Consider the following 22,214-nt stretch of genomic DNA (forward strand, 5'->3'; position numbering starts at 1 on the left):
TACTCACCATGACGTTTACCATCCCCTTTAACCCCGCCGATATTGCTGCCCTAGAGCGATTCAGTAACGGACCAGGATTTGGTTGCACATCACTGACCTACCTCGATGCCAACGGCAACGCCTACCACGGGCGGACAATGGAGTTGGGGCAAGACTTTCCTTACCAACTCGCCTACTTTCCGGCTGGGCAAACCTTAAAGTCTGTGGCAGGCGATGCCCCGGCCCTGACCTACACCACCGAATACGCCATGTTTGTGGTGACCATGCCAGATCGGATTCCCACGGCGGAGTCTCCCATCACCCCTGCCGATCTGAAGGTGCTAGAAGGGATTAACGAAGCGGGCCTGTCGTTTAACCTGAATGCCTATCCTTCCGTGGGCGGAGCACAGCAACAGCTCGACCTGACCCAGGCGGTGCTCTCGGTGGTTGATCTCGGTTCCTGGGCGCTGGGCAACTTTAAGACCGTTGCGGCGGTGAAGGCGGCCCTGGCCGAGCAGCCGGTGGCCCTAACACCGCTGGATATCCTCAAGGGGGCTGCCGCACCCTTTCACTACCTGTTGAGCGATCGCACCGGGGCCAGCATTGTGGTCGAGTTCCATGAGGGCACCATGACCGTCTACGACAACCCGGTCGGGGTCATGACCAATGGCCCCCGCTTCGACTGGCACCTGACCAACCTGAACAACTACACCTATCTCAGTAATATCGATCAATCCACCAACACATTCGGCTCCCTGCAGGTCCACCAGCCCGACTCCGGCATCGCCACCGTGGGCCTACCCAGCTCCAGCACCTCCGTGGGGCGGTTTATTCGAGCGGTCTACTACACCCAGTACACCGAAAAAGCTACCGACCCCGATACGGCAGTGCTGGCCCTGTCCCACATCATGAATAATTTTGATCGGCCCAAGGGCGTTAGCATCGACCCCCGCACTGACGGCGGCGGCGAAGGGGGCGTGCTCGCCGAGGGGGATACCGAATATACGCCCTGGACCATCTTGGCGGATCTGAACCGGGCGCGGGTGTTTTTGCGCACCTACAACGGGCTAAACTATACCCTGTTCGACCTCAAGCAGATGGCCCAAACCAAGGCCATAAAAGTCATGCCCCTGGCCCAGCTAGAGGGGCTGGCCCCCGATGGCACGGCGACTCTCCTCCAGTGACTGGGAATACTGCCACCACGGTGTTGGAAAATCTTTAGCAGGAGCTGAATTGGGCCTTGCTGTCGGCCATTCATGTCTCACTGACTGCCGTTATGGTCCTCGGAACTGTTGTCCGAAGCTTCCTCCAGGGACTGGAACCAGGTCTGGCGAATCCTTTGCATGCTTATTTGGGAAGGCAATTGCAAAATGTAATGGTTCAGTTCCCGCGTCAGGGGGCTATTGAGGGGTAAGGCAATGCCGTAGGGCTGGGAACCTAGACTGAAGCTGGCCACTTGGTACGGTACCTTGGGATGCTGGTGCAGGTAGTACTCCAGGGATAGGCGAGTGGACACCACGCCATCGACCTGCTGGAAAGCCAGCAGGTCGATCGCAGCTTCGAGACTCTCAGTCACACTAACCCTAGCCTGGTAAAACTGCGCCCATCGCTCGGCTGCCGCCCCCCCGTCAACGACCGCAATGCGGACACCCGCCAGTTCATGGGGCTGGCTGAGCCGCTGGGAAGGTTGGTTTGAAAACGCCACTGCCAGGGTTGTTGCGATCCCCGCTGTTAGCGATGTGACGATCACCAGAGAAAGAATCATCCAGACGGCAGCAATGGTGCGTCCCAGGGGAGTAATCGGCACCCGATCGCCATAGCCGACAGTGGTGAAGGTTGTGGTCGCGCACCATATGCCCTCGCGGATCCCTTCCCTGTAGGTCTTGGGGAACTGCTCGTTGTCCTTGTGTTCTGTCCACCAGAGCAGATTTCCCACTACAAAAAACGACAGAAAAATTCCCCCTACGGAGGACAAAAACGTCCATCCGAGGAAGGGTTGGAAAGTCCTCCATAGGGTGGGAGGCTCGCTGGGTCGGAGGACGGTCAGGTCGCCCTGGCTGATGGGTTGAGTAAAGTCGTACTTGGCAATGCGATCGCTGGTAATACTGATGCTACCTATGGCCAGATCAACCTCCCCTTTATCCAGAGCCGCTAAGCTGGTTTCTACCGTAGAGTAAGCCACCAGTTCGTAACTGAGCATCATCTCCTGGGCGAGTTCCTGCCAGTATTCCACGATGATGCCACTGGGCTCACCTGCGGTGACAATCACGCTGGGCGGTTCTCCAGCCACCCCAACCCTGACCTGCCGTCCCTCATTGGGCAAACGTTGAGCGTAGAGTATCGCGGCTGACTGGCTTGGAATAGTGTCTGCCCTGCCGGAAAGAGCGCCATTCCCCCCGATCCAGACTGCCAAACTAATCAAACATAAAACGTACTGTCTGGTTCTTAGATAGAAGGTCATACGTAAATAGTGCTATGGGGCGCTGTAGGCCCGGATATTTCACAAGAACAGATGAATCAGGCACAAAAACCAGCGAGAATGCATAGCTACGAAGGGTTCAACGATTTGTAGCCCTACCCCCAATTCAACCAGAGTGTACCTCAACTGACTGATGCTCTAAAACGTGTAAATTCAATGCGTTGATCAACTCGGGGCATCGGGATCCTGTTTGGCCCCTCTACCCTGGCGGCGCTGCCTCAGTTCGTAGAGGCCAAACAGCCCGGCCCCCACCGCCAGGAAAGAAGTCAATCAACCCGGTCGGGAGCGTAACCAACGGCCCCCGCTTTGACTGGCATCTGACCAACCTGAGCCACTATACTTGCCTCAGCAATGTCGATCAGCTCACCAACACCTTTGGTTCCCTGAAAGTTAGCCAGCCCGACTTCAGCATTGCCACCTCGATGGCCTAGCTCCCGATGCCACCGCCACCCTACTCCAGTGACTCCCCTGACCCCATGCAGGGAGAACTCCTAGCCTTGCGCCCGGGGGTACAGCTCCAGGTCTGCCACCGGGGCGGCAGTGCTCCGGCGGTAGTTTACCTCCACGGGGGATTGGGCAATCGCTTTAACCTCAGGGCACAGTACGAGTTTGCCCTGGCCCAGGGCTGGGAAGCGATCGCCTACGACCTGGCGGGCCACGGCCAGTCCAGCCCCTATCCCCGCTACTCCCTGGGTCGTCACTGCCGCGATCTAACCCGCCTACTGGATCGGTTTCAGATTGCTCGTCCCATCCTGTTTGCCCACAGCTATGGGGTGCCCCTGGCCTTGGAGTGGTGTCAGCGTCATCCGGTGGTGGGGCTGGTGTTGGTGGCGGGCGGCACCCACGACCTCGCTCCCTGGTGGGAAGTTCCCCTCATACAGAGCCTCGCCTGGGGTGGACGACACCTGTTTCGCTGGGAACCGCTACAGCGGCTGGTGACCCAGTCCATTAGTCGCCTCGATCACCCTACCATCCAGCAATTTATGGCCGAAAGCCCCATCCCCGTCGATGCGGCCCCCTACAAGTCGCTGCAAATCTTTTGGGGCTACCACTTCTTTGCCCAACGTCAAACCTGGCAGCTCGATATTCCAGCCCTGGTGATCAGCGGCGGGCGCGATCCCACGTTTACCCGCGCCATGGGCGACGCCCTGACCCAGCACTTTGCCCCCGGCCAACACCTGCACCTGCCCGAGGCGGGGCATTTGATCATGGCAGAATACCCTGAACGGATCAATCACGCCCTGGCAGACTTCAGGCAGCGTTGCGCTGTCCCGGCCAAGGACACGCCGGTTCCCAATGGGTAGGGATTCTCTAGAACGCCGGTACAGATCCCAGGGCAGAACCCTGGGATACCCCAAAATTCCTGGCTAACCAGCCCAAGAACCCTGGGATCTTGACATACTGTACCGATGCTCTAGGCATTGCATAACAGATACTGAATCCGCCTTGGTAAACCCCGATTCATCATCAGAAATCCCGTAGGGGCGTAGCATGTGTCACGCGCTGTCAGGGTATGCCCCTACAAAGCGGGTGTATTCAAATAGGATGCGGTAGTCACAGCTCTGTCGGATGTTTCTAAAATGTAGGGTAAGCCTGCCCATGAGCCAGACGTTTTTAGACAACACCTTACTCGTCTAGCAGGTCTAGCAGGCTATCGAGCAACTCGCGCACTAGATAGCGATTAAACGGAGCCTGGCTCACGGCTTCCACATAGGCCGACCGCAAAAACGGCTCGTAGGTCAGATCACCTGTCAGGTAGACCTTGACAAAGGCCAGGCTCACCGCACTGATAATGCCACGGTTGAGCTCGATAGCCTCGTCTATCCCCTGGGTCAGATCGCGATCGAGATGCAAAAAACGATTGATGAGACGGGTTAACTCTGGGGTATGAGAAGACCTTTCCCCCAGGTAAAAGTATTTGTCCTCGATGGTTAACCAACGAAAAGTGCTGAGTTGCTCAGGCACTGCCGGAGTGGCGATGTCAAATTCTCCTGCCTTCAGGATGGTCGGAATCTGAATTCGGCTGATGCCTGATTGACCAAACAGGCGAGTAACCGGCGAATGGGCCAGTACAGCTTTAACACGGCGATCGCGCAGGCCCGTTTGCCCCAGGGTTTCGATCACAGCGGGATCGTCATCTAATTCTAGGGCACGACATTCCAGCAGTTCAGCCACATTCAGCACCACATTAGTTACAGGGATACACTGCTGCCGCAGCAGATCAAAATCGACCGTAGCCCCGGCCAGCGCCAAAGCAGTATAGCCGCCAAAGGAGTGACCCATAACGGCGACCTGGTCCAAGTTAAGCTTGCCCCAGTAGTCGGCCTGGTTGGTGCGGGCCAGTTCATCGAGCAGGCGGGTAATATCGAGGGGGCGATCAATAAATTCTCGAGCCCTAAAGGCTTCATTTGACAGGCCGCTAAACAGCGCTTGCTTTTGGGCGAGGTTGCTGCCAATGTGCTCGGGCAAAGCCGCTACAACCCCATAGGAGGCCAAATGGACACCAAGATCGAGGAAGTTGGTGCGAGTGTCGCCTAACCCATGGGAAATGACCGCGATTGGCAGTGTCCCTGGCAGCTGCTCTAGATTGTCGGGGACAATGACTTCCACCGGGTAAGCGCGGTTCCGCTCTGTATCGTTAATCGTTAAGGAAATCTGCCGAGTGGAGTAGGGGCCAGGCTGAGTGATGTCAGGTAGGGCCGCTAGGTCAAAGGGAGGCGGCAGAGCGGCATCAGCCGCAGACTGCTGGGCGACGGCCTCTCTGAGGATAGCAGTGTTGTCAGCTTCAGCAATCACCTCCTGGGCAGCGGCTACGATGCGAGATAAATCAATCCGCATTCCCCCGGTCGGAAAGTTGCGAATCACCGCCAGCAGGGAAATATCGCCAGCGGCGGCGGTGGTAATTAAAGCAGACCGTAGAGCCAGTTGGCCATTCTGCGAGGCCTCAGTTTTGATTAAAGTACCGGCGAAGCGAAGCATGTCCTCGCCCATGGGGCTATAGAGCCACTGGGTCAGCGGCACCACATCAATGCTGCGGCTAGCCTGAAGCGCTGCTCGCACGCCCTGCTGCTGCTCGGCATTGATCTTTTGGAGCAATCCCCCCAGGTGGCCATCGGCTACTCCGGTGGTGGCAAAACGCTCTAGCGAAGCCGTAGAAATTGACCGACTGAAGGGGCCATACTCAATCACGATGGTTTCCACAGCCAGCCCTGGGGCAGCCAGCGCTAGGGTAGTCAGTGTGGTTAGCAGGGCGCTGAACGGAGCGATTGAGTGACGCAGCCAAGCAAACTGGGGTCGGCCCAAGGATTGAGCGAAAAAGCGACTGACCATGACATGGCTTAATTATTGTTGTAAACAGTATAGGAGGATTAGCCCAATGGGGGGTCTCTACTGCCGTCTTACTTCTGCTCTTCTATACACTAAGGCCTGTCTTGACTAAGGTCTGTCTTTGATTTCCAGGGTTAACCGCAACGGTATGGATATTTGCCAACGAATGATGGCGCTGCGCAGCCCAAAAATGATCGCTATCGCCAGCAGCCGTGCCTGGGCTTGGGGCATGAGCGACATCAGCGCCAGATAACCTACACAACCCACTAAAATAGGCGTGGCGTACAGTTCCCGCGAGAGCAGTAGGGTCGGGCGCTGAGTGACTATATCTCGAAAAAGGCCACCCGAAATGCCGGTCACGATGCCCATCACCACGGCAACTGTCGGCACATATCCAAATGCCAATGTCTTCTCAATCACCTGTACCGAAATCAAGGCAATTCCTGCGGCATCCAGGTAGGAAATCAGACGAGGAGGTAGCCTCAGGATTAACCGAATACCCACAAACGCTAGGCAGGAAGCCCCCACCGCAACCCAGAAGTAGGTCAGATCAAACAGCCAGAACACCGGCAAGTCCAGGATCATGTCCCGCAGGGTACCGCCTCCCAGGGCCGTCAGTAAACCCACGAAGACAATACTGATAAGGTCAAGGCGAGTGCGCGCCGCCGACAGCACTCCAGAAATGGCAAATACGCCAATACCAAGCTGAGTCAGAAAATATTCCATATTTCCATGGGTTTCATAGGATAGGCCAAGGCCGTCTGATATCTGCTGCAGGGGTAATGGAATGACTTGGCTTATCCTATGAATTAGCTATTGGTAGCCCTCAGATTAGCTATTGGCGGCAATATCCACATTGTCAAGATACTTAAGCGAAGCCGTGCTTTTCTCGATTTCATCAGATGAAACCACCTGCCACTCACGCTTACGATTGGCATAGAAGATAAAAGGAGGAATCCCGAACAGAATCAAGCCGCCAAACAAAATGCTTTCATACAGAATCGGAGACATAGCCCTAAACTGATTTGGTGGCACAAACCCCAGCAACAGGGCAAGGACGGATGCAATCAACCCTAGAATAGCCCAGAATTTGATGGCCGGGCAGACGAATCCACGCTGAATGTTTGGCTGGGTCTGTCGGAGTCTGAGAGCCGCTAGGAACATGAAGATGTAGACGGTTAGGTAGATTTGGGCCGCGATCGCACTCAGTATCCAAAAGGCTGTTGACACATCGGGCACCACTACATATATCAAAGCCAACAGGGTTACGATTACAGCCTGAACGATCAAAATGTTCTGCTGCACCCCCTTAGCATTGGTTGCTTGCCACCAGCGGGGCATCGCACCAGAACGGGCCACCATCAGCAGACCTGAGGATGGACCAGCGGTCCAAGTCAACACGCCACCCAGAGCCCCAAAAATGAGCAGCACAGCCATGATTTTGTCAGCCCAAAGAATATTGAACCGAGTGAAAAATTCCGTGTAGGCCTGCATTACCCCAGCGGTCAAACTTGTTGAATCGGAGGGAACGACAAAGGAGATGGCCAGGGTGGGGGGAATAAAAATTAGAACAATTAAAATGGCTGCAATGCTAATGGCCCGCGGCATCTGCTTTTGAGGATTCGCAAGCGAGCGGGCATGAATAGCGTTCATCTCAATTCCGGCATAGGCCAGAAAATTACCTACAACCAAAACTAAACCACCCAGCATCCCCGAGAACTCTTTCCAGTACTCTGCGGCATTGCGATGATGACCAGCCACCACAGTGGACGTCGAACTGAAAATATCGGGGACCAAGGCTCCTAGGGTTAGCGGAGCTGCCGAGGGGCGTCCTGTCAGCAGCCAGGTAGCGCCCAAGACAATCAGCACTGCGGCGGGGAATAGCGTCCCTAAAATCATGAACCAGGAGGATAGTTTTGATAAGGCACTGAGCCCGCCCAGGGCAACTAACGTACTGATCCAGTACAGAACGATGATGACCGTAGCGATAAAAAAACCATTGTTGGCAAGCCCTGGATTAAATAAGTAGGCTACGGTACTAGCAGCGAAAGCCAGCACAGTCGGATACCAGGTCATTACGTTCATCCATAGGTACCAGATGGAGAAGAATCCCCATTTGTTACCAAAGGCTTGCTTTACCCAGCCATAGAGGCCGCCATTCCATCCAGTGGCCAGTTCAGAGGCCACTAGGGCAACTGGAACGAAGAACACTGCAGCGGGCAAAAGATACAGGAATACCGAGCCCAGGCCATAGACAGCCATAGCCGGTAAAGAGCGGATGCTGGCGACCGCTGCCACCATCATGAATGATAGGGTCAGCCAACCAATAGATTTTTCGGTTTTTGCAGTCATGACATAAAAACCCAAAGTGAAAAGTTCATCTAAGCTGCCTCCCTGGCATATCGCTCATGGGAGGCAGTATTCGAAGATCTCTCGAAGGCAATCTGTCAGCACCAGGTTATGGGCTTAGCTAGTTACCTCGGACAACCTATTTTTAGGATTTCGGGCCTGTCTCAGGCAGGCAGCAAGCTGGGAAACCTGGCTCATACCAAATCCGAATCGTATAACCCCGATTCCAAGCAGGCGGCTTGCGTAGGGGCAAACGGTGTTTTTCCAGCCCAACCGGGGCTAGCCAAAGCGGATCTAGTATTAGGCGTGCTTGTAGCCCCCTGCTTCTTGCTCTGTCAACGGCACGCTGACGGGGTGTTTGTCGAAGTGGGCGATCGCCTGGCGGAAGTCCTGGATCATCAGCGCGGCCATATCTCGCGAGAAGCCCTGCCTCACCAGCACCCGCTGCACCGCCACGTCAGAGACATTGGCGGGTAGGGTGTAGGCCGGAACCTGCCAGCCTCGCTGCCGCATGCGATCGCCCAGGTCAAACAGCGTGTAGGGCAGCTCTACGCCATCCTTAATCTTCCAGGTCACCGCTGGAATGCTCTGTCGAGGGTCGCCGTTGCAAATCAGTTCAAAGGGGCCAGCCTTCACCACCTCTTGACCAATCCACTGGGCCGTGTCGTAACAGGTCTGGTGAATTTTACGATAGCCCTCCTTACCCAGACGCAGAAACAGGAAATACTGGCAAATGATCTGCCCCGCCGGTCGGGAGAAATTGATGGCAAAGGTGGGCATTTCGCCGCCCAGGTAGTTCACCTTGAAGATCAGTTCTTCGGGTAGGGCCGAGGTATCGCGCCAGATAATCCAGCCGGTACCCAGGGGAGCCAGCCCAAACTTGTGGCCGGAGGTACTAATCGACTTCACCCGGGGCACCCGAAAGTCAAACTTAATGTCAGGGGCGCAGAAGGGAGCCAGAAACGCGCCGCTGGCCCCGTCCACGTGGATATCCACATCCAGTCCGGTGCGGGCTTGGAGGTCATCCAGAGCATCAGCCAGGGGTTCCACAAACTCGTAGTTACCAGAGTGGGTAACGCCAAAGGTGGGCACCACACAGATGGTGTTTTCGTCCACTCGCTTCAGCATTTCGGTGGCATCCATGAAATACCGCCCCCGATCCATCGGCACTTCGCGAATTTCCACATCCCAATAGCGACAAAACTTATGCCAGCAGACCTGCACCGGACCACACACCAGGTTAGGCTGATCAGTGGGCTGGCCCTCGGCTTTCCGTCGCGCCCGCCAGCGGTGTAGGGCCGCCATCCCCCCCAGCATGCAGGCTTCGCTAGAACCAATAGTGGAGGTGCCGATGGGGTTTTCGTGGGGTTGGCTGTTCCACAGGTCGGCCAGCATCTTGACGCAGCGGCTTTCGATTTCCGCCGTCTGGGGATACTCATCTTTGTCGACCATGTTTTTGTTGATCGACAGGGCCATCAGCTTATGCAGGTCTTCGTTTTCCCAGGTTTGACAGAAGGTGGCCAAATTTTGGCGGGCGTTGCCATCTAGGAACAACTCATCATGCACGAGCTGATAGATAGCATCATGGCGCGCTTCGCCATCAGGGAACTCTGCAGTGGGAGCAATCATCGAACCATAGGAGCTGCCGAAGACTTCGTCGAGCTCGCTATCGGGATTATTTTGTTGGATATGTAGGGGCATACTAAATCTGAAATGCACAACAAGTCAGGGGCAGCGGGAGTGCCCTAGGCTACACCGACCACCTGCACAGACAGCTGGGCACTGTACAGACTGAACCAGCTGGGCAATGGGCTGATCTGAGGCCTATTATGATCGGCAACTTAGCTAAAATCAACCTGTTACAGACTTCAGCCTCTCATAGATATTCTTCTATGAGATGGATTCACGGCAGCTTTTCCCGTACTAGGTTCACCATGCGATTTACCTTACATGCAAAGAATAAGGAACTAATAAAGAACTAATAAAGAACTGTAGACTTGTCCTAAGTCGGTAGGTGCAATTAAATATAAGTTAATGTAGGTTGGGTTGAGGCACGAAACCCAACGCCCGCATGGGCTACGCTACCGCTAACCCATCCTACAGTTGAATTGGCCTACCCACTTAAGGCAATTTTTGGATAACAAAATACCACCGTAGGATGGGCACGGGCAAGACCCTTTGCCCATCCTACGTAAAGGGAAAATCTTTCCTGGAGATCTCTTAAATTTGTTTCCAATTCCTCAAATAATGTTTAGGGATTTTCTCCAGATATCCTGCTAGATTTCAGACGGTACTGTGTCGTTGGGTCAGAGTCCGGCTTTACCATGGATCAAGATCATCCTGCCAACAGGCACCACCATCACCTCAAGGATCAGCTAATTAGAACCGCCGGGCCGTGGCCCTTCACCACCCAGCGGGTCTATCAGCAGATTGACCAGTCCCTCGTGGTGTGGCGATCGCGCGACGATCGCAAACACCTCGCCACCGATCGCGCTGACCGGATCGCCAGTGTCGTTACCCTGCTACGGCGCGGTCTTTGGCTACCTCAAACCCTGAACTGGTGGATTGGCCTAATCTTCGCTCTGGGAGCGTTCCTCTTTGCCCTGGGCAGCGTACTCAGCCTCTCTCCCCATCTAGCCCAGCGCTGGGCGATATCGTCCAACAGCATCAATGTCATTTACTTTGCTGGCTCGATTCCGTTTACCACAGCGGCCTATTTGCAACTGTTCCAAGCGGCCAATGCGGCACCGCGATCGCGGCGACGGCGATCGCCTGTGTGGTTTGGTTGGTTTCCCCACAACATTGGCTGGCTGAGCTGTGCATTGCAATTTCCTGGCACGCTATTGTTTAACCTCAACACCTGGGATGCCATGGTGCCGGGGCTAACCTGGGTGCAGCAAGATTTGATCATCTGGGCACCAGACTTTGTTGGTTCAGTGCTGTTTCTGGCCTCTGGCTATCTAGGATTTATCGAAACCTGTCATGCCTACTGGGCCTGGAAGCCCTCTAGCCTATCCTGGTGGATCACCTTTGCAAACTTGCTGGGCTGTATCGGGTTCATGATTGCGGCAGTGTATGCGCTGGTGCTGCCCCGGCCACTGGTGGCCGATGCCGTCACCCTGGCCACCACGTTTACGCTGCTGGGCGCAGTTTTCTTTTTCATGGGCTCACTGCTGATGCTGCCAGAGGCCGCCAGGTCAGCCAACCAGCCGTAGGTCACCTAGTTCGGGGGCAGGAAAACCTTGGGCCAAGCCGTCTCAAAATCCGCTCATTGGCAGGCCTGGGCTGCTCTTCTCAGCATAGGCCGAGGTGGGGCAGGGTCAGTCGAGGCTTGCATGGCCACTCACAGTGCTTCAGGTATGGAAGCGATCGCTCTGATGGTCGACCTCTAATGGTGTCAGCATGGGCAAGGTGGCTTCCCGTACCCAGATTTTCTGGTGGGGCACCCCGATCGAAATGCCCTGCCGATCGAAGGCCAGCTTGAGACGGCAGCGTAACTCTCGCTCCACAGGACCCTGCTTCAGGGGCTGGGTTTTGATCACCATACGCACCGATGCTCCGCTGGCGTCGAACCCATCTACCCCCAGTAACAGGGGGGCAGCTAAAATCAGGTCACGCCAGGCCGGGTCGTTGCCCATGGCCGTGGCCGTCTGATGCATCAGCTGCATGGCTTTCGGCAGATCGCTGTCGTAAGCAATAGGCACCGACAGGATGACCTGAGCCCAATCCTTCGAGAGATTCCGCACCGAGGTAATCATACTGTTAGAAATGGTGATTAACTCGCCGCTTTCATGGCGTAGTTGAGTGCTGCGCAGGTTCATCGTTTCAACGGTACCGAGGATGTCGTTAATGCCAACGACATCACCGACAGCAAACTGGTCTTCTAAAAGAATTAAGACCCCCATGCTGACATCTTGCATCAAGTTTTGGAAACTCCAGGTGATCGCAAACCCCAAAATACTGGCCCCTGCCAGCAGGGGTCCCAGGGGAATACCGAGGTCATCCATAGTGAGCACAATTCCCAGGGCGATCCACAAGCAGGTGACTAACCCCGTCAGTGCCCGGGCCAGGGTTGGAATTCGTAGAGATTTGAGACGATGGGACGAGGCTCGGAGCCAGTGCCGCCTGGACCAGATTTGGATATACCAGTCGATAGCAATGACACTCAGCCGGTTGGCCACCGTCACCAGCAGCCAAATCAGCAAAATGGATAGCGGCTTAAACAGCAGCCAGTAGCCCACTGCTCTAGTGAAGGGGAACAAAATCAGACCGGTGGAAAGCCCCCCAACCCAAAGGCCAACTTGCAGCCATTGCAGCAGCAAAATTTGAAACCCAATTCGATGCTGTCGAGCCTCCTGTTGGGTCCGATCAGTATCAGTTAGGACAGCAGTCTCTGACTCAGTCGATTCCTGAGCGATCGCCGCCGCCGTGCCATTAGAGACATCCTGTTCCTGAGCCAGTTCACGACTTTCGTTGACTGGGGTAGACAGAGATGGTTGGTTGTGTTCGTCCTCTGCAACGGTACCCTGATCATCGGTTACCCCTGAATGAGCGGTGTGTACCAAAGGTTGCTCTAGAGCCTGCCACTGTCGATGGTAACGCCGTTGAAGGTGCCAGGTCGCTATGCTCAGGCCAACAACTACCAACGTCAGTCCTGCGGCCAGCCATCCCTGCCGCCGCAGATACTCTGGCTGGCGCTCCTGCTGGGCCTGCTGCAGGCGAAGGTCGATAATGCCGGCCCACTGACCAGCCAGGTTCTCTGGGTTGACCCCATGCAGGACACTATCTAACTCAGTGACCGTCACTAGCACCTTTTCGTCTAAAGCGGCATCATCAGAAGCTACAATTACGGTCTGATTATTGAGCCTGCTGACCCTAATCTGTAAGGAATTGGCTTCAAAATCGCTTCTCACCAGGTTTTGCAACTGAGTTTCAATATGTCTGGCTCGATCTTGCAGGGGCAAGTGATGATCGTCATTGCCATTGGCCGACTGGCTGGCGGCCACCGATGCGATTTTAAACAGCCTGACCCCATCCAGACGCACAGGATGGTACACCACCTCGCTAACGCCCGGTTGCAGCAGACTGACAGAGTCCGCCAACGTATCTTTTAGGTCTTCCAATACCGGCAACGGTTCCTGGCCAAGGGTTAGGGGAGGATTAAGAAGGATGAGCAGTAGTGCGCCCAGACCCACCAGAACAAATTTTGAAAACCTTAAAAATCCCTTCTTCATTACCCTCCACGAATACGCTATAGCATCAGTCGGTCAGCCATCTCTGATACCTGACACCTAAAGCCTGACACCCTCACTTCAGTGATGCTCAGCGCCCGGTAAAGATTGAGTTTCTGGATACTACTGTATCCTTAGCACCGATCCTGCAGCCACTGCCAAACCTGTCGTAGTCGGGTTTCCAGCCAGCACAGACCGCGATCGAGCCAGCGCAACACCCAGACCAGGGGGTGGTCCACATAGTTGACCCCAGTCACCTGGGCCTCGATCACGGCTGCCTGCCCCTGCCCTAGGTTCAGTGTGGGTTGGTTCTGCATCTGGGCAGTAAGCTGCCATGCCCCCTGGGTCGATAGCGCCCGGTTCGGGCTATCGGCTTCAGCGCCGTCGTTGACTAGCTGCGTCTGCCGCCTGGGATCAATCAGGCGATCCTCCCCGGCACCAGCCTTACCCACCAGGGGCAGTGAATGCGAAGTCACAGGGGCTACCCCAGGCAACCGCACAAATCCCTGCTCCCCTGAAGCCAGCCACATCCGCTTCATGGCCTGGGATTCGCCAAACAGGTCTGTGACCACCGCCAGGATACTGGTTTGCATCCAGGCGATGAACTGGTAAACCCACTGCACTGGCCACCACTGGGATGGCTTGACTTCCGGCAGCGGTAACCCCAATGATGTAGCCGCTGGCCCCAGAGGTTGAGCGGCACTGAGGCGACCGTAGGTATCCAGCAGTAAGGCGATCGCCTGTTGTAGCCGATCTTGCTGGGCTGTCGTTAAAACACTCAAAATCTGGTTATCCTGAGCCACCAGAACCAATTGCTGGGTCTGCAGATCAGAAGCAATGCCTTGGATTGGTTGACCTAACTTGGCCAAAGTGCGCTTCACCTGGGCCAGCCCCAGCCCAGCCGCCCTGGATTGACGCAGTAAGGCTCGATCAGCTTTGACTGATCGCCCTGACGGTTGATGATTGGGCTGTTGCGGTTGAATAGCTGAGAGCAAGGCCCGAATCGGGCTATCGCTGGTGAGCGATCGCGGCGATGCCGTCCCCCGTAAGCGCGCTGTCCACCGTTGCCAGGCAGAGGAGGCTGCGAGTTGCCGGTGAGCCATTCTGACCGCCTGCATCGCGGCATAGACGGGGTAAACCACCATCTGCACCCCCCACACAAGGGCGGTGCGGCCACGGCGCAGCAGTTGGCCAGTGCCATGGCGCCACTGTCGATACCCTGCCACCAGGCGAGATAGGGTCTGACTCTGAAACCGACGGGGTGAAGCGGCCATAACTCTGCGTACACTGGGGAAACTGCTTCGATCATACCGGAACCATGCCCTTTTCAGATCAGGCCCAGGCTGTCAATCCCGCTCTGCACCAAACCCTTAACCGCTTGCGCCATCTCAGTCAGTGCCCCGTCCAGGCCACCTGGCACCAGGCCCCTGCAAGCACAGCCAGCCCCCCTACCGACTCCCCCTGGCAGGGCTGGCCCCTGGCCCAGCTGAATCATCGGGATCACATGGCCTGGGCGCGGGGGCAGGTTCCCCTGTGGCTCCACCAGCGGTTTACCTGGCCCACCGATCTGCACGGCTATCCCCTCCAGGGGCTCTGTGCCCGTTTAGCCCTGCGCTGGTGGGCCGACCAGGCCGAGGTTTATGTGAATGGCAACCTGGTGCATACGGGGGACATTTTCGACTGCTGGACTCGTCTAGGGTTGACGGCACAGGTGGTGCCAGGCGCCTGGGTGGATGTTTCCCTCAAGTTGGTGAGCCCAGGCCATGACGAGGGCGCCCTGGTCACCGCTCAACTGGTGTTTGAATCCCCCGACTGGGAGACCCCGGAACCCAGTTTCGTGGCGGATGAACTGACGGTCCTGGCTACCTATTTGCGGCAATTCGCTCCCCAGCACCTACCCCGACTAGAGCAGGCGGTTGGGGCGATCGCCTGGGAACAGGTCAGCGATCGCGTCGCCTTTGACCAATCCCTGGCCCACCTGCGCGCCTCCCTGCAGGATCTATCCCCCTGGCTGAAACAGCGCACCATCCACTGCCTGGGCCACGCCCATCTGGATCTGGCCTGGCTCTGGCCCATTGCCGACACCTGGGAGGCCGCCGAGCGCACCTTTGCATCGGTGCTGGCCTTGCAAGCAGACTTCCCTGAACTCACCTTCAGCCACTCCTCCCCGGCCCTGTTTGACTGGCTGGAACAGCATCGCCCCCAGTTGTTTCAGGCCATCCAGCAGCAGGTGCAGGCGGGCCGCTGGGCAATCGATGCCGGTCTCTGGGTAGAGCCCGATCTAAACCTGCCCGGGGGAGAAGCGATCGCCCGTCAGATTCTCTATGGCCAGCGCTACTGTGCGGCAAAATTTGGTCAGATTAGCGCGATCGCCTGGCTGCCCGACAGCTTCGGGTTTTCCTGGCAACTGCCCCAGTTACTCACCCAGGGGGGAATTCGCTACTTCGCCACCCAAAAACTGCGCTGGAACGACACCAATCCCTTTCCCCATCACCTATTCCGCTGGCAGGGGCTAGACGGCACCACCATCCCTAGCGTCACCCTGCCCCCCATCGGCACCGACATTGAACCTGTGGAGATGGCCCAATACGCCGCAGACTGGGAAACCAACACCGGCTGCATGGATGCCCTGTGGCTGCCCGGCGTCGGCGACCATGGCGGCGGCCCCACCCGCGACATGCTGCTCAAAGCCCGCCGCTGGGCCAGTTCTCCCTTTTTCCCCAGCCTAGTGTTTAGCCACGCCGTGCCACTGCTGGATCACATCCTCTCCCATTCCCCACCAGGGCGGACACATAGGTCCGCCCCTACCCACCCACCCATCCACCCCACCACCCCACCACTCCCCACCAGGGCAGATACCCAGGTTCGCCCCTCCCCATCCACCCACCCACCCATCCACCCATCCACCCATCCACTCTCTACCTGGCCCGACGAACTCTACCTGGAACTCCACCGGGGCTGCTACACCACCCACGGGGACCAAAAGTGGTACAACCGCCGCTGCGAAGATACGTTATTTCAAGCGGAGCTATGGGCCACCCTGGCGACCATCCAGGGACTACGCCCCTACCCCAGGACCGAGCTAGAAACTGCCTGGAAGCAGGTGCTATTTAACCAGTTCCACGACATTTTGCCCGGTTCTTCTATCCCGGAGGTGTTTGAGGACGCTAACCAAACCTGGCAGGCGGCGTTGGACACAGGAAATCGGCTATTACAAGAGGCTCTGGAGGCGATCGCTCAGTCCCTGCCGCTGCCAGCGGCTCCCAGCTCCGGTGCGATCCCGGTACTGCTGTTCAACCCCCTCAACTGGGAGCGGCGCCAGGTGATCACGATACCAGTGCCTGACCTGCAGGCCAATGTCACAGGCTGGCAAGCTCAGGACCACTGGGGCAATCCTCTTTCCAGCCAACGGGCTCAAGCCCCCGGTTTGCCATCTACACCATCGACATCAGTGGTGGGCAATGCCCACCCTACACCCCTGACACAGCAGAGTGGAGTAACGGTACTGGTGGATGTGGCCGATATCCCTAGCATTGGCTACCGACTGATCTGGCTGGTGCCCACGACTAACTCCCCGCTACAGGCCCCAGCCCCCCAGGACTGGATTCTAGAAAATTCAGTCTTAAAAGCTACTGTCGACCCGACCACGGGTTCCATCGCTAGCCTGATTCACAAGCCCACTGGCACCGAAACCTTCTCCGCTCCTGGAAATCAGCTGCAGGCCTTTCGAGACCAGGGACAATACTGGGACGCCTGGAACATCGCCCCCGACTACTCGGATCATGGCCTAGACCGGTTTGAACTAAAACAGATTGAGTGGATCGACTCTGGTCCCGTTCGTCAGACGATTCGGGTGGTGCGTCACTTTCGCCAGTCCACCTTTATCCAAGACTACAATCTGGATTACCAGTCCCCTATCCTAACCATCCACACCAGCGTTGATTGGCAAGAAACCCAGGTGCTGGTTAAAGCCGCTTTTCCGCTGACGGTGGCGGCAGACCAGGCCACCTACGAGATTCCCTTTGGGGCCATCCAGCGCCCCACAGCCCCGGCCACCCCCCAAGACCAGGCCAAGTGGGAAGTGCCAGCCCTACGCTGGGCCGACCTCAGCCAGGGCGATCGCGGCGTTAGCATCCTGACCGACTACAAGCACGGGTTTGATGCCAGCCCCAGCCAACTGCGGCTGACGCTATTGAAGGCTCCAGTTTGGCCCGATCCTGGATGCGATCGCGGCTGGCAGAGCTTTCGCTATGCCATCTACCCCCATCCCCACAGTTGGCAGCAGGCCCACACCGTCCGCCAAGCTCGGGCCTTTAACCAGCCGCTGCAGCCCTGGTTCCCGCCCCTAGTCGGCGCGTCCGCAACCCCGGCGCCGCCCACCGCCAGTTTCCTTGACCTGGGGGATAACAGCCTGGTGTTAGCCACCCTGAAGCTGGCGGAGGACAACGACCAGCAGCTGATTCTACGCTGTTACGAAAGCCTGGGTAACCAGCCAGAACTGGCTCTCCACAGTCCCTTCCCCCTAGAAACCTGGCAGCCGGTTAACCTGCTAGAACAGCCCCAGCACACCCAGCCTGAAACGGCCACAGGTGCCATAGCGCCTTGGCAAGTGGTAAGTCTGGCGGCCACCTGGCAAGCTAAGCTTGAGACATTGTGATCATTGAGGTCATACACTGTGGTCACTGATTCCACCCTGAACGCTGGCGTTCTGACACTGCAAGAATTTGCCATGGCCGAAGAGTTACCCCTGGCTGTGATTCAAGCCGCCGTGCTAGAGTTTCTGCGCGATCGCCCCGATGTGGTAATTTTTGGGGCTCAGGCGGTTAATGCCTGGGTCAGCGAGCCCCGGATGACCCAAGACATTGATCTCCTTTCGCTGCAAGCAGCAGAGTTGGCCGAAGCGGTACGCCAACTCCTAGCGACTCAGTTCCAAATTGCAGTGCGGATTAGAGCGGTAAAAACTGGGTTGGGGTATCGGGTCTACCAGCTGCGCAAAACTGGCAATCGTCATCTGGTCGATATTCGACAGGTCGATACCCTGCCCCCAGCTGAATCGATAGAAGATCTACTTGTGATCGCCCCAGCTGCCTTGATCGCCTATAAGGTGGTAGCCCTACATCAGCGCCAGGGCAAACCCAAAGCCGGGACAGACTGGCGCGATATTGCCATGTTGTTACTGGCTTTTCCAGAGTTAAAGGCCGACTCTGGCCCAGTCACCACGGCCTTGCAAGCGCTTAGGGCCTCAGCCCCAGTGATGGCGGTTTGGCAGGATCTGGTGCAGCAAGATATTCAGCCTCTGGATGAAGAAGAAGATTTCTAGAGTATCGGTACGGTATGTCAAGATTCCAGGGTTATCGGGGTATTGGCCATAATTTTTGGGGCATTTACAGCAGGTATCCCCATTCATCCTTCTGATTTTGGCCCTCTGCCTTTGGCTATAGCCCTTACAATTTAAGGCGATCGCGCCATTAAGATAACGGTTAGACAACTGGCTATCGACTGGTGGGCAATGTCCACCCTCTAAAAGCCGCGATCGCTGATTGAACCTGGGGATCTGCATTTTCTCGGAAATCACCAAAGACAATTTTGGGACCACCAGTCTCTTGCTGGCGTTCCTAACGCTTTCTAGTCAACCGTTGAGGTGTCATGCCCTCGCGCTCTAACCGTCCCCGCTACCGTGAAACGATCGTTGAAGAAAATTACCGGCGCACCCGACGACACCTGGTTCGGGGGGCAGTCGCCCTAGGCTTCGTCATCTTCTCGGGGGTACTGTGGTATCGGTTTGTTGAAGGCTGGAGCTGGTTGGATGCCACTTACATGTCAGTCATTACCCTGTCCACCGTTGGCTTTGGGGAAATCAACCCCCTGAGTCCTCGGGGTCGCCTGTTTACCATTCTGCTAATTTTGACTGGCGTCGGCGTCATTGCCTATATCCTGAATAATTTCACAGAAGCCATTGTCCAGGGTCATTTCCAGGCTGGTTTTCGACTGTTAAAGCGACGTAGATTCATGGACTCCTTAACCGGACATTACATTATTTGTGGCTATGGCCGCACTGGCAGCCAGATTGCCGCCGAATTTGCCGCCGAAGCCGTGTCCTTTGTGGTGGTGGACCTGGACGATGGCTCCATCCAGGCGGCCCAGCAGGTGGGTTATACCACCATCCAGGGGGATGCCACCCACGACCAGGTTCTGTTGCAGGTCGGCATTGAACGGGCTCGCTGTCTGGTGGCCGCCCTGCCTTCCGATGCCGAAAATCTCTACACAGTCCTATCCGCTAAAAGTCTCGCTCCCACCATCCGCACCATAGCCCGGGCCAGCACCGAAGAGGCGATTCAAAAGCTGAAGCGAGGTGGAGCAGATGTGGTGGTATCACCCTACATTACGGGTGGCAAACGCATGGCGGCGGCGGCCCTGCGGCCCCAGGTCGTAGACTTTCTGGATGGTATGCTAACTGGGGCCAATCGCACCGTCTATGTGGAAGAGTTCTTGTTAGACCCTAAGGTCTGCCCGGTGGTTGGGCAAACCCTGCGAGAAGCCCAACTGGGTAAGCAATCGGGGGCGCTGTTGCTGGCCATTCGTCGCGAAGATGAGACCCTGATCGTCGGCCCTACCGCTGATACCCGACTGTACCCTGGCGACCTGGTGATTAGCATGGGCACCATGGATCAACTGCGGCGGCTCAGCCAAATTCTTAGCCCCATTCCGCGATAGCTCCGAACGTCCTGAACTGTCCTATGGCCTCCAAAAACGTCGCCTCTCCCCTGAATGGCATTTGGTTATTCATGATTGTGTTTGCCACCCTGGTGGCGGCCTATAACGGCTTGATGGCAGAACTAACCGCCGCCACCTTTGAAGCCGCAGAAAGTGCCATTACCCTAGCCATTGGCTTGATTGGGGCCTTGGCCCTGTGGCTAGGGCTGATTAAAGTGGTGGAAGTTGCAGGGCTGATGCAGCTAATTGCCCGGGCCATTCGCCCAGTGATGGTGCGCCTGTTCCCCGAAATTCCCGCCGAACACCCGGCCATGTCAGCGATGATCCTCAACATGGCGGCCAATGCCCTGGGACTGGGCAATGCCGCCACACCCATGGGCCTGAAAGCCATGGCTGAGTTGGACAAAGTCAACCCCACCCCCGGTACAGCCACCAACGCCATGTGCCTGTTCTTGGCCATCAACACCTCGTCCCTGACGCTGCTGCCGATCAGCGCCATCACCGTGCGGGCCAGTGCCGGGGCCACAAATCCGGGGGCGATTATTCTGCCGTCGATTATCGCTACTCTCTGCTCTACGGCAGTGGCCATCCTGGTGGCGAAGTTGCTGGCTCGTCGGGAGCCGGAGCCGGAAAGCCCTGAGTCTACCTTGCTGTCTGGGGATAATACAGAGCCACTATTTTCCCTGGAAGATGCCCCGGATTCGTTGCCGATCAATGAAGCCCTAGCAGAGCTCAACCCCCCTGGGCGCTGGGGCAAGCTATTGTTTGGCGGTCTGATTCTGGCTTTTTTAGGGGTGGTCACCTATCGGCTAACGGTGCAAGGAACCCCAGACCTGGCTGGCACCGAAGTAATGGCCGCCATCTCCGACTGGCTGATTCCGCTGCTGATTTGTACCCTGTTGCTGTTTGGCTATTTTCGGGGGGTCAGAGTCTACGAAGCCCTAACCGAGGGGGCCAAGGAGGGGTTTCAGATTGCGGTGCGGATTATCCCCTTTCTGGTGGCTATCTTTGTGGCGATCGCTATGTTTCGGGCCAGTGGAGCACTAGATTTGCTGACCACCGCGATCGCCCCGATCACGGGCTTGGTCGGCTTTCCAGCCGAGGCTTTACCGATGGCGCTGATTCGTCCCCTCTCCGGCAGTGGAGCCTTTGGGGTGATGTCTGAAATTGTTGACAACGACCCCGACAGCTTTCTAGCTTACCTCGTGTCTACCATGCAAGGGTCTACCGAAACCACCTTCTACGTCATGGCCGTTTACTTTGGTAGCGTCAACATTATCCGAACTCGTTATACCTTGCCCGCTGCCCTAGCCGCTGATGTTACTGGTATGGTAGCCGCTCTCATTATCTGCTCCCTTACCTTTTAAGCAACTGAGTTATCTTCAGCCTCACTCTACCGGCTCTTATTCTCTCAAAAACCATTTTTCGAACTATGAATTAAACTGTCACAGCTTCATTTACCAAGTTAAGAATAGGATCCTTCTGGACCCAATTCATTATTGAAGTTTTAGGATCTATCTTAAGTAGTCCTCAGAATTGGAGGTAATTTTCATGAAAAGCATGACCTGGAAACCAGAGCCCGAGAAGGATCAAAAGAACAACGCCTACTTCGAAAAAATCAATCATGCCCCTTACATCACCATTGGGGCTATTATCCTAGGATTGTTTTGCCTGTTTACCCTTGTTGTTTTAGTTGGCGTCTTTTAGACAGCCGTTCAATCATTGAAATTCAGGAGGAAGACAATGTTTTTAAAGCATATGTCTAGTGGCAACCTAGTGGAAATTTTGGACGTCCCAGAGATTTGGGATCCCTGCCATTCAGAAGTTTTGGGGCGCTTCCATGCGGGGGAAGAACTGCAAGAAGCCGAAATGTTTTCCAAGGCCGAATTAGGTTTTCCATCGGGAGAAACCCTGCCCCGATGCTGGTGGGAACCAACCTACCAGCTATCCTCACAGCAAAAGCTACCTAGCCTAGTTTAGAACTTCCCTGAATCAACGCTTAAGCGGCGGAAAGCAGTAAAAGGCCGCCACTACAATTAAGCAGTGACGGCTTTTGAGTAGAGCCCTGGCATCGCGCTATTTTAACAAGGGGCAACCCCCTCACTATCTTCGCCGCAGCTGCGTTTCACAACCGA

Annotated in this window: 16 protein-coding genes and 1 pseudogene; 10 read left to right on the plus strand and 7 right to left on the minus strand. The window is 56.3% G+C overall.

All coding sequences use genetic code 11. The features are described 5' to 3' along the window. Positions 1 to 8 precede the first annotated feature (8 nt). Complete coding sequence (locus E1H13_RS17970; protein ID WP_169615196.1) at positions 9 to 1,163, plus strand: linear amide C-N hydrolase; 1,155 nt, start codon at positions 9 to 11, stop codon at positions 1,161 to 1,163. Between the two features lie 77 nt (positions 1,164 to 1,240). Here the strand turns inward: E1H13_RS17970 and E1H13_RS17975 are convergent, their stop codons facing one another. Then, on the minus strand, positions 1,241 to 2,392 hold the full coding sequence (locus E1H13_RS17975) for a transporter substrate-binding domain-containing protein (protein ID WP_169615197.1): 1,152 nt from the start codon (positions 2,390 to 2,392) through the stop codon (positions 1,241 to 1,243). 338 nt (positions 2,393 to 2,730) lie between these two features. Here E1H13_RS17975 and E1H13_RS28055 point away from each other — a divergent pair. Both E1H13_RS28055 and E1H13_RS17985 read left to right on the plus strand, forming a co-directional pair. Then, a pseudogene (locus E1H13_RS28055) lies at positions 2,731 to 2,886 on the plus strand (linear amide C-N hydrolase); the annotation flags it as partial. Between the two features lie 9 nt (positions 2,887 to 2,895). Next, positions 2,896 to 3,762, plus strand: a complete 867-nt coding sequence (locus E1H13_RS17985) for an alpha/beta hydrolase (RefSeq protein ID WP_206070664.1) — start codon at positions 2,896 to 2,898, stop codon at positions 3,760 to 3,762. 322 nt (positions 3,763 to 4,084) lie between these two features. Here the strand turns inward: E1H13_RS17985 and E1H13_RS17990 are convergent, their stop codons facing one another. The 4 genes from E1H13_RS17990 to E1H13_RS18005 all read right to left on the minus strand — a co-directional run bounded on the left by E1H13_RS17990 (position 4,085) and on the right by E1H13_RS18005 (position 9,835). Further along, positions 4,085 to 5,788 carry an alpha/beta hydrolase gene (locus E1H13_RS17990; protein ID WP_169615201.1) on the minus strand — a complete coding sequence of 568 codons (1,704 nt, stop codon included), beginning with the start codon at positions 5,786 to 5,788 and terminating at the stop codon, positions 4,085 to 4,087. 105 nt (positions 5,789 to 5,893) lie between these two features. After that, positions 5,894 to 6,511, minus strand: a complete 618-nt coding sequence (locus E1H13_RS17995) for a trimeric intracellular cation channel family protein (RefSeq protein WP_169615203.1) — start codon at positions 6,509 to 6,511, stop codon at positions 5,894 to 5,896. Positions 6,512 to 6,616: 105 nt separating this feature from the next. After that, positions 6,617 to 8,137, minus strand: coding sequence for an amino acid permease (locus tag E1H13_RS18000; RefSeq protein ID WP_169615205.1), 1,521 nt, complete (start codon positions 8,135 to 8,137; stop codon positions 6,617 to 6,619). Between the two features lie 297 nt (positions 8,138 to 8,434). Next, complete coding sequence (locus E1H13_RS18005) at positions 8,435 to 9,835, minus strand: glutamate decarboxylase (RefSeq protein ID WP_169615207.1); 1,401 nt, start codon at positions 9,833 to 9,835, stop codon at positions 8,435 to 8,437. A gap of 623 nt (positions 9,836 to 10,458) precedes the next feature. Between E1H13_RS18005 and E1H13_RS18010 the strand changes: the two genes are divergently transcribed. After that, positions 10,459 to 11,349: a hypothetical protein gene (locus tag E1H13_RS18010; RefSeq protein ID WP_206070666.1), complete on the plus strand. Its 891-nt coding sequence runs from the start codon at positions 10,459 to 10,461 to the stop codon at positions 11,347 to 11,349. Between the two features lie 138 nt (positions 11,350 to 11,487). Here the strand turns inward: E1H13_RS18010 and E1H13_RS18015 are convergent, their stop codons facing one another. Both E1H13_RS18015 and E1H13_RS18020 read right to left on the minus strand, forming a co-directional pair. Further along, positions 11,488 to 13,266 (minus strand): mechanosensitive ion channel family protein, encoded by a 1,779-nt coding sequence (locus E1H13_RS18015; RefSeq protein WP_206070668.1) that lies wholly within the window; start codon positions 13,264 to 13,266, stop codon positions 11,488 to 11,490. A 233-nt stretch (positions 13,267 to 13,499) separates the two neighbouring features. Beyond that, positions 13,500 to 14,639, minus strand: coding sequence for a hypothetical protein (locus E1H13_RS18020; RefSeq protein WP_169615211.1), 1,140 nt, complete (start codon positions 14,637 to 14,639; stop codon positions 13,500 to 13,502). A 44-nt stretch (positions 14,640 to 14,683) separates the two neighbouring features. On the opposite strand from E1H13_RS18020, the gene E1H13_RS18025 reads away from it, so the two are divergent. The 6 genes from E1H13_RS18025 to E1H13_RS18050 all read left to right on the plus strand — a co-directional run bounded on the left by E1H13_RS18025 (position 14,684) and on the right by E1H13_RS18050 (position 22,059). Next, positions 14,684 to 18,022, plus strand: coding sequence for an alpha-mannosidase (locus tag E1H13_RS18025; RefSeq protein WP_169615213.1), 3,339 nt, complete (start codon positions 14,684 to 14,686; stop codon positions 18,020 to 18,022). Positions 18,023 to 18,040: 18 nt separating this feature from the next. Continuing rightward, the gene (locus E1H13_RS18030; protein ID WP_347404184.1) at positions 18,041 to 18,685 is read left to right on the plus strand and encodes a nucleotidyl transferase AbiEii/AbiGii toxin family protein; all 645 of its coding nucleotides are present in this window, start codon (positions 18,041 to 18,043) and stop codon (positions 18,683 to 18,685) included. Positions 18,686 to 19,011: 326 nt separating this feature from the next. Then, positions 19,012 to 20,079 (plus strand): potassium channel protein, encoded by a 1,068-nt coding sequence (locus tag E1H13_RS18035; protein WP_169615215.1) that lies wholly within the window; start codon positions 19,012 to 19,014, stop codon positions 20,077 to 20,079. A gap of 23 nt (positions 20,080 to 20,102) precedes the next feature. After that, entirely contained in the window at positions 20,103 to 21,446 is a 1,344-nt protein-coding gene (locus E1H13_RS18040; RefSeq protein WP_169615217.1) for a spore maturation protein, read from the plus strand. A 184-nt stretch (positions 21,447 to 21,630) separates the two neighbouring features. Continuing rightward, complete coding sequence (locus E1H13_RS18045) at positions 21,631 to 21,786, plus strand: hypothetical protein (protein WP_169615219.1); 156 nt, start codon at positions 21,631 to 21,633, stop codon at positions 21,784 to 21,786. 36 nt (positions 21,787 to 21,822) lie between these two features. After that, complete coding sequence (locus tag E1H13_RS18050; protein WP_169615221.1) at positions 21,823 to 22,059, plus strand: acetyltransferase; 237 nt, start codon at positions 21,823 to 21,825, stop codon at positions 22,057 to 22,059. Positions 22,060 to 22,214: the final 155 nt, after the last annotated feature.

The organism is Nodosilinea sp. P-1105, assembly GCF_012911975.1.
GTDB lineage: Bacteria > Cyanobacteriota > Cyanobacteriia > Phormidesmidales > Phormidesmidaceae > Nodosilinea.

Excerpts from the sequence above, each read along its gene's own strand:
- E1H13_RS18035 (WP_169615215.1), top strand. The coding sequence starts at position 19,012 with ATGCCCTCGCGCTCTAACCGTCCCCGCTACCGTGAAACGATCGTTGAA.
- E1H13_RS18050 (WP_169615221.1), top strand. The coding sequence starts at position 21,823 with ATGTTTTTAAAGCATATGTCTAGTGGCAACCTAGTGGAAATTTTGGAC.
- E1H13_RS18025 (WP_169615213.1), top strand. The coding sequence starts at position 14,684 with ATGCCCTTTTCAGATCAGGCCCAGGCTGTCAATCCCGCTCTGCACCAA.
- E1H13_RS18005 (WP_169615207.1), bottom strand. The coding sequence starts at position 9,835 with ATGCCCCTACATATCCAACAAAATAATCCCGATAGCGAGCTCGACGAA.
- E1H13_RS17970 (WP_169615196.1), top strand. The coding sequence starts at position 9 with ATGACGTTTACCATCCCCTTTAACCCCGCCGATATTGCTGCCCTAGAG.
- E1H13_RS17995 (WP_169615203.1), bottom strand. The coding sequence starts at position 6,511 with ATGGAATATTTTCTGACTCAGCTTGGTATTGGCGTATTTGCCATTTCT.
- E1H13_RS18000 (WP_169615205.1), bottom strand. The coding sequence starts at position 8,137 with ATGACTGCAAAAACCGAAAAATCTATTGGTTGGCTGACCCTATCATTC.
- E1H13_RS18040 (WP_169615217.1), top strand. The coding sequence starts at position 20,103 with ATGGCCTCCAAAAACGTCGCCTCTCCCCTGAATGGCATTTGGTTATTC.
- E1H13_RS18045 (WP_169615219.1), top strand. The coding sequence starts at position 21,631 with ATGAAAAGCATGACCTGGAAACCAGAGCCCGAGAAGGATCAAAAGAAC.
- E1H13_RS18020 (WP_169615211.1), bottom strand. The coding sequence starts at position 14,639 with ATGGCCGCTTCACCCCGTCGGTTTCAGAGTCAGACCCTATCTCGCCTG.
- E1H13_RS18010 (WP_206070666.1), top strand. The coding sequence starts at position 10,459 with ATGGATCAAGATCATCCTGCCAACAGGCACCACCATCACCTCAAGGAT.
- E1H13_RS17985 (WP_206070664.1), top strand. The coding sequence starts at position 2,896 with ATGCCACCGCCACCCTACTCCAGTGACTCCCCTGACCCCATGCAGGGA.
- E1H13_RS17990 (WP_169615201.1), bottom strand. The coding sequence starts at position 5,788 with ATGGTCAGTCGCTTTTTCGCTCAATCCTTGGGCCGACCCCAGTTTGCT.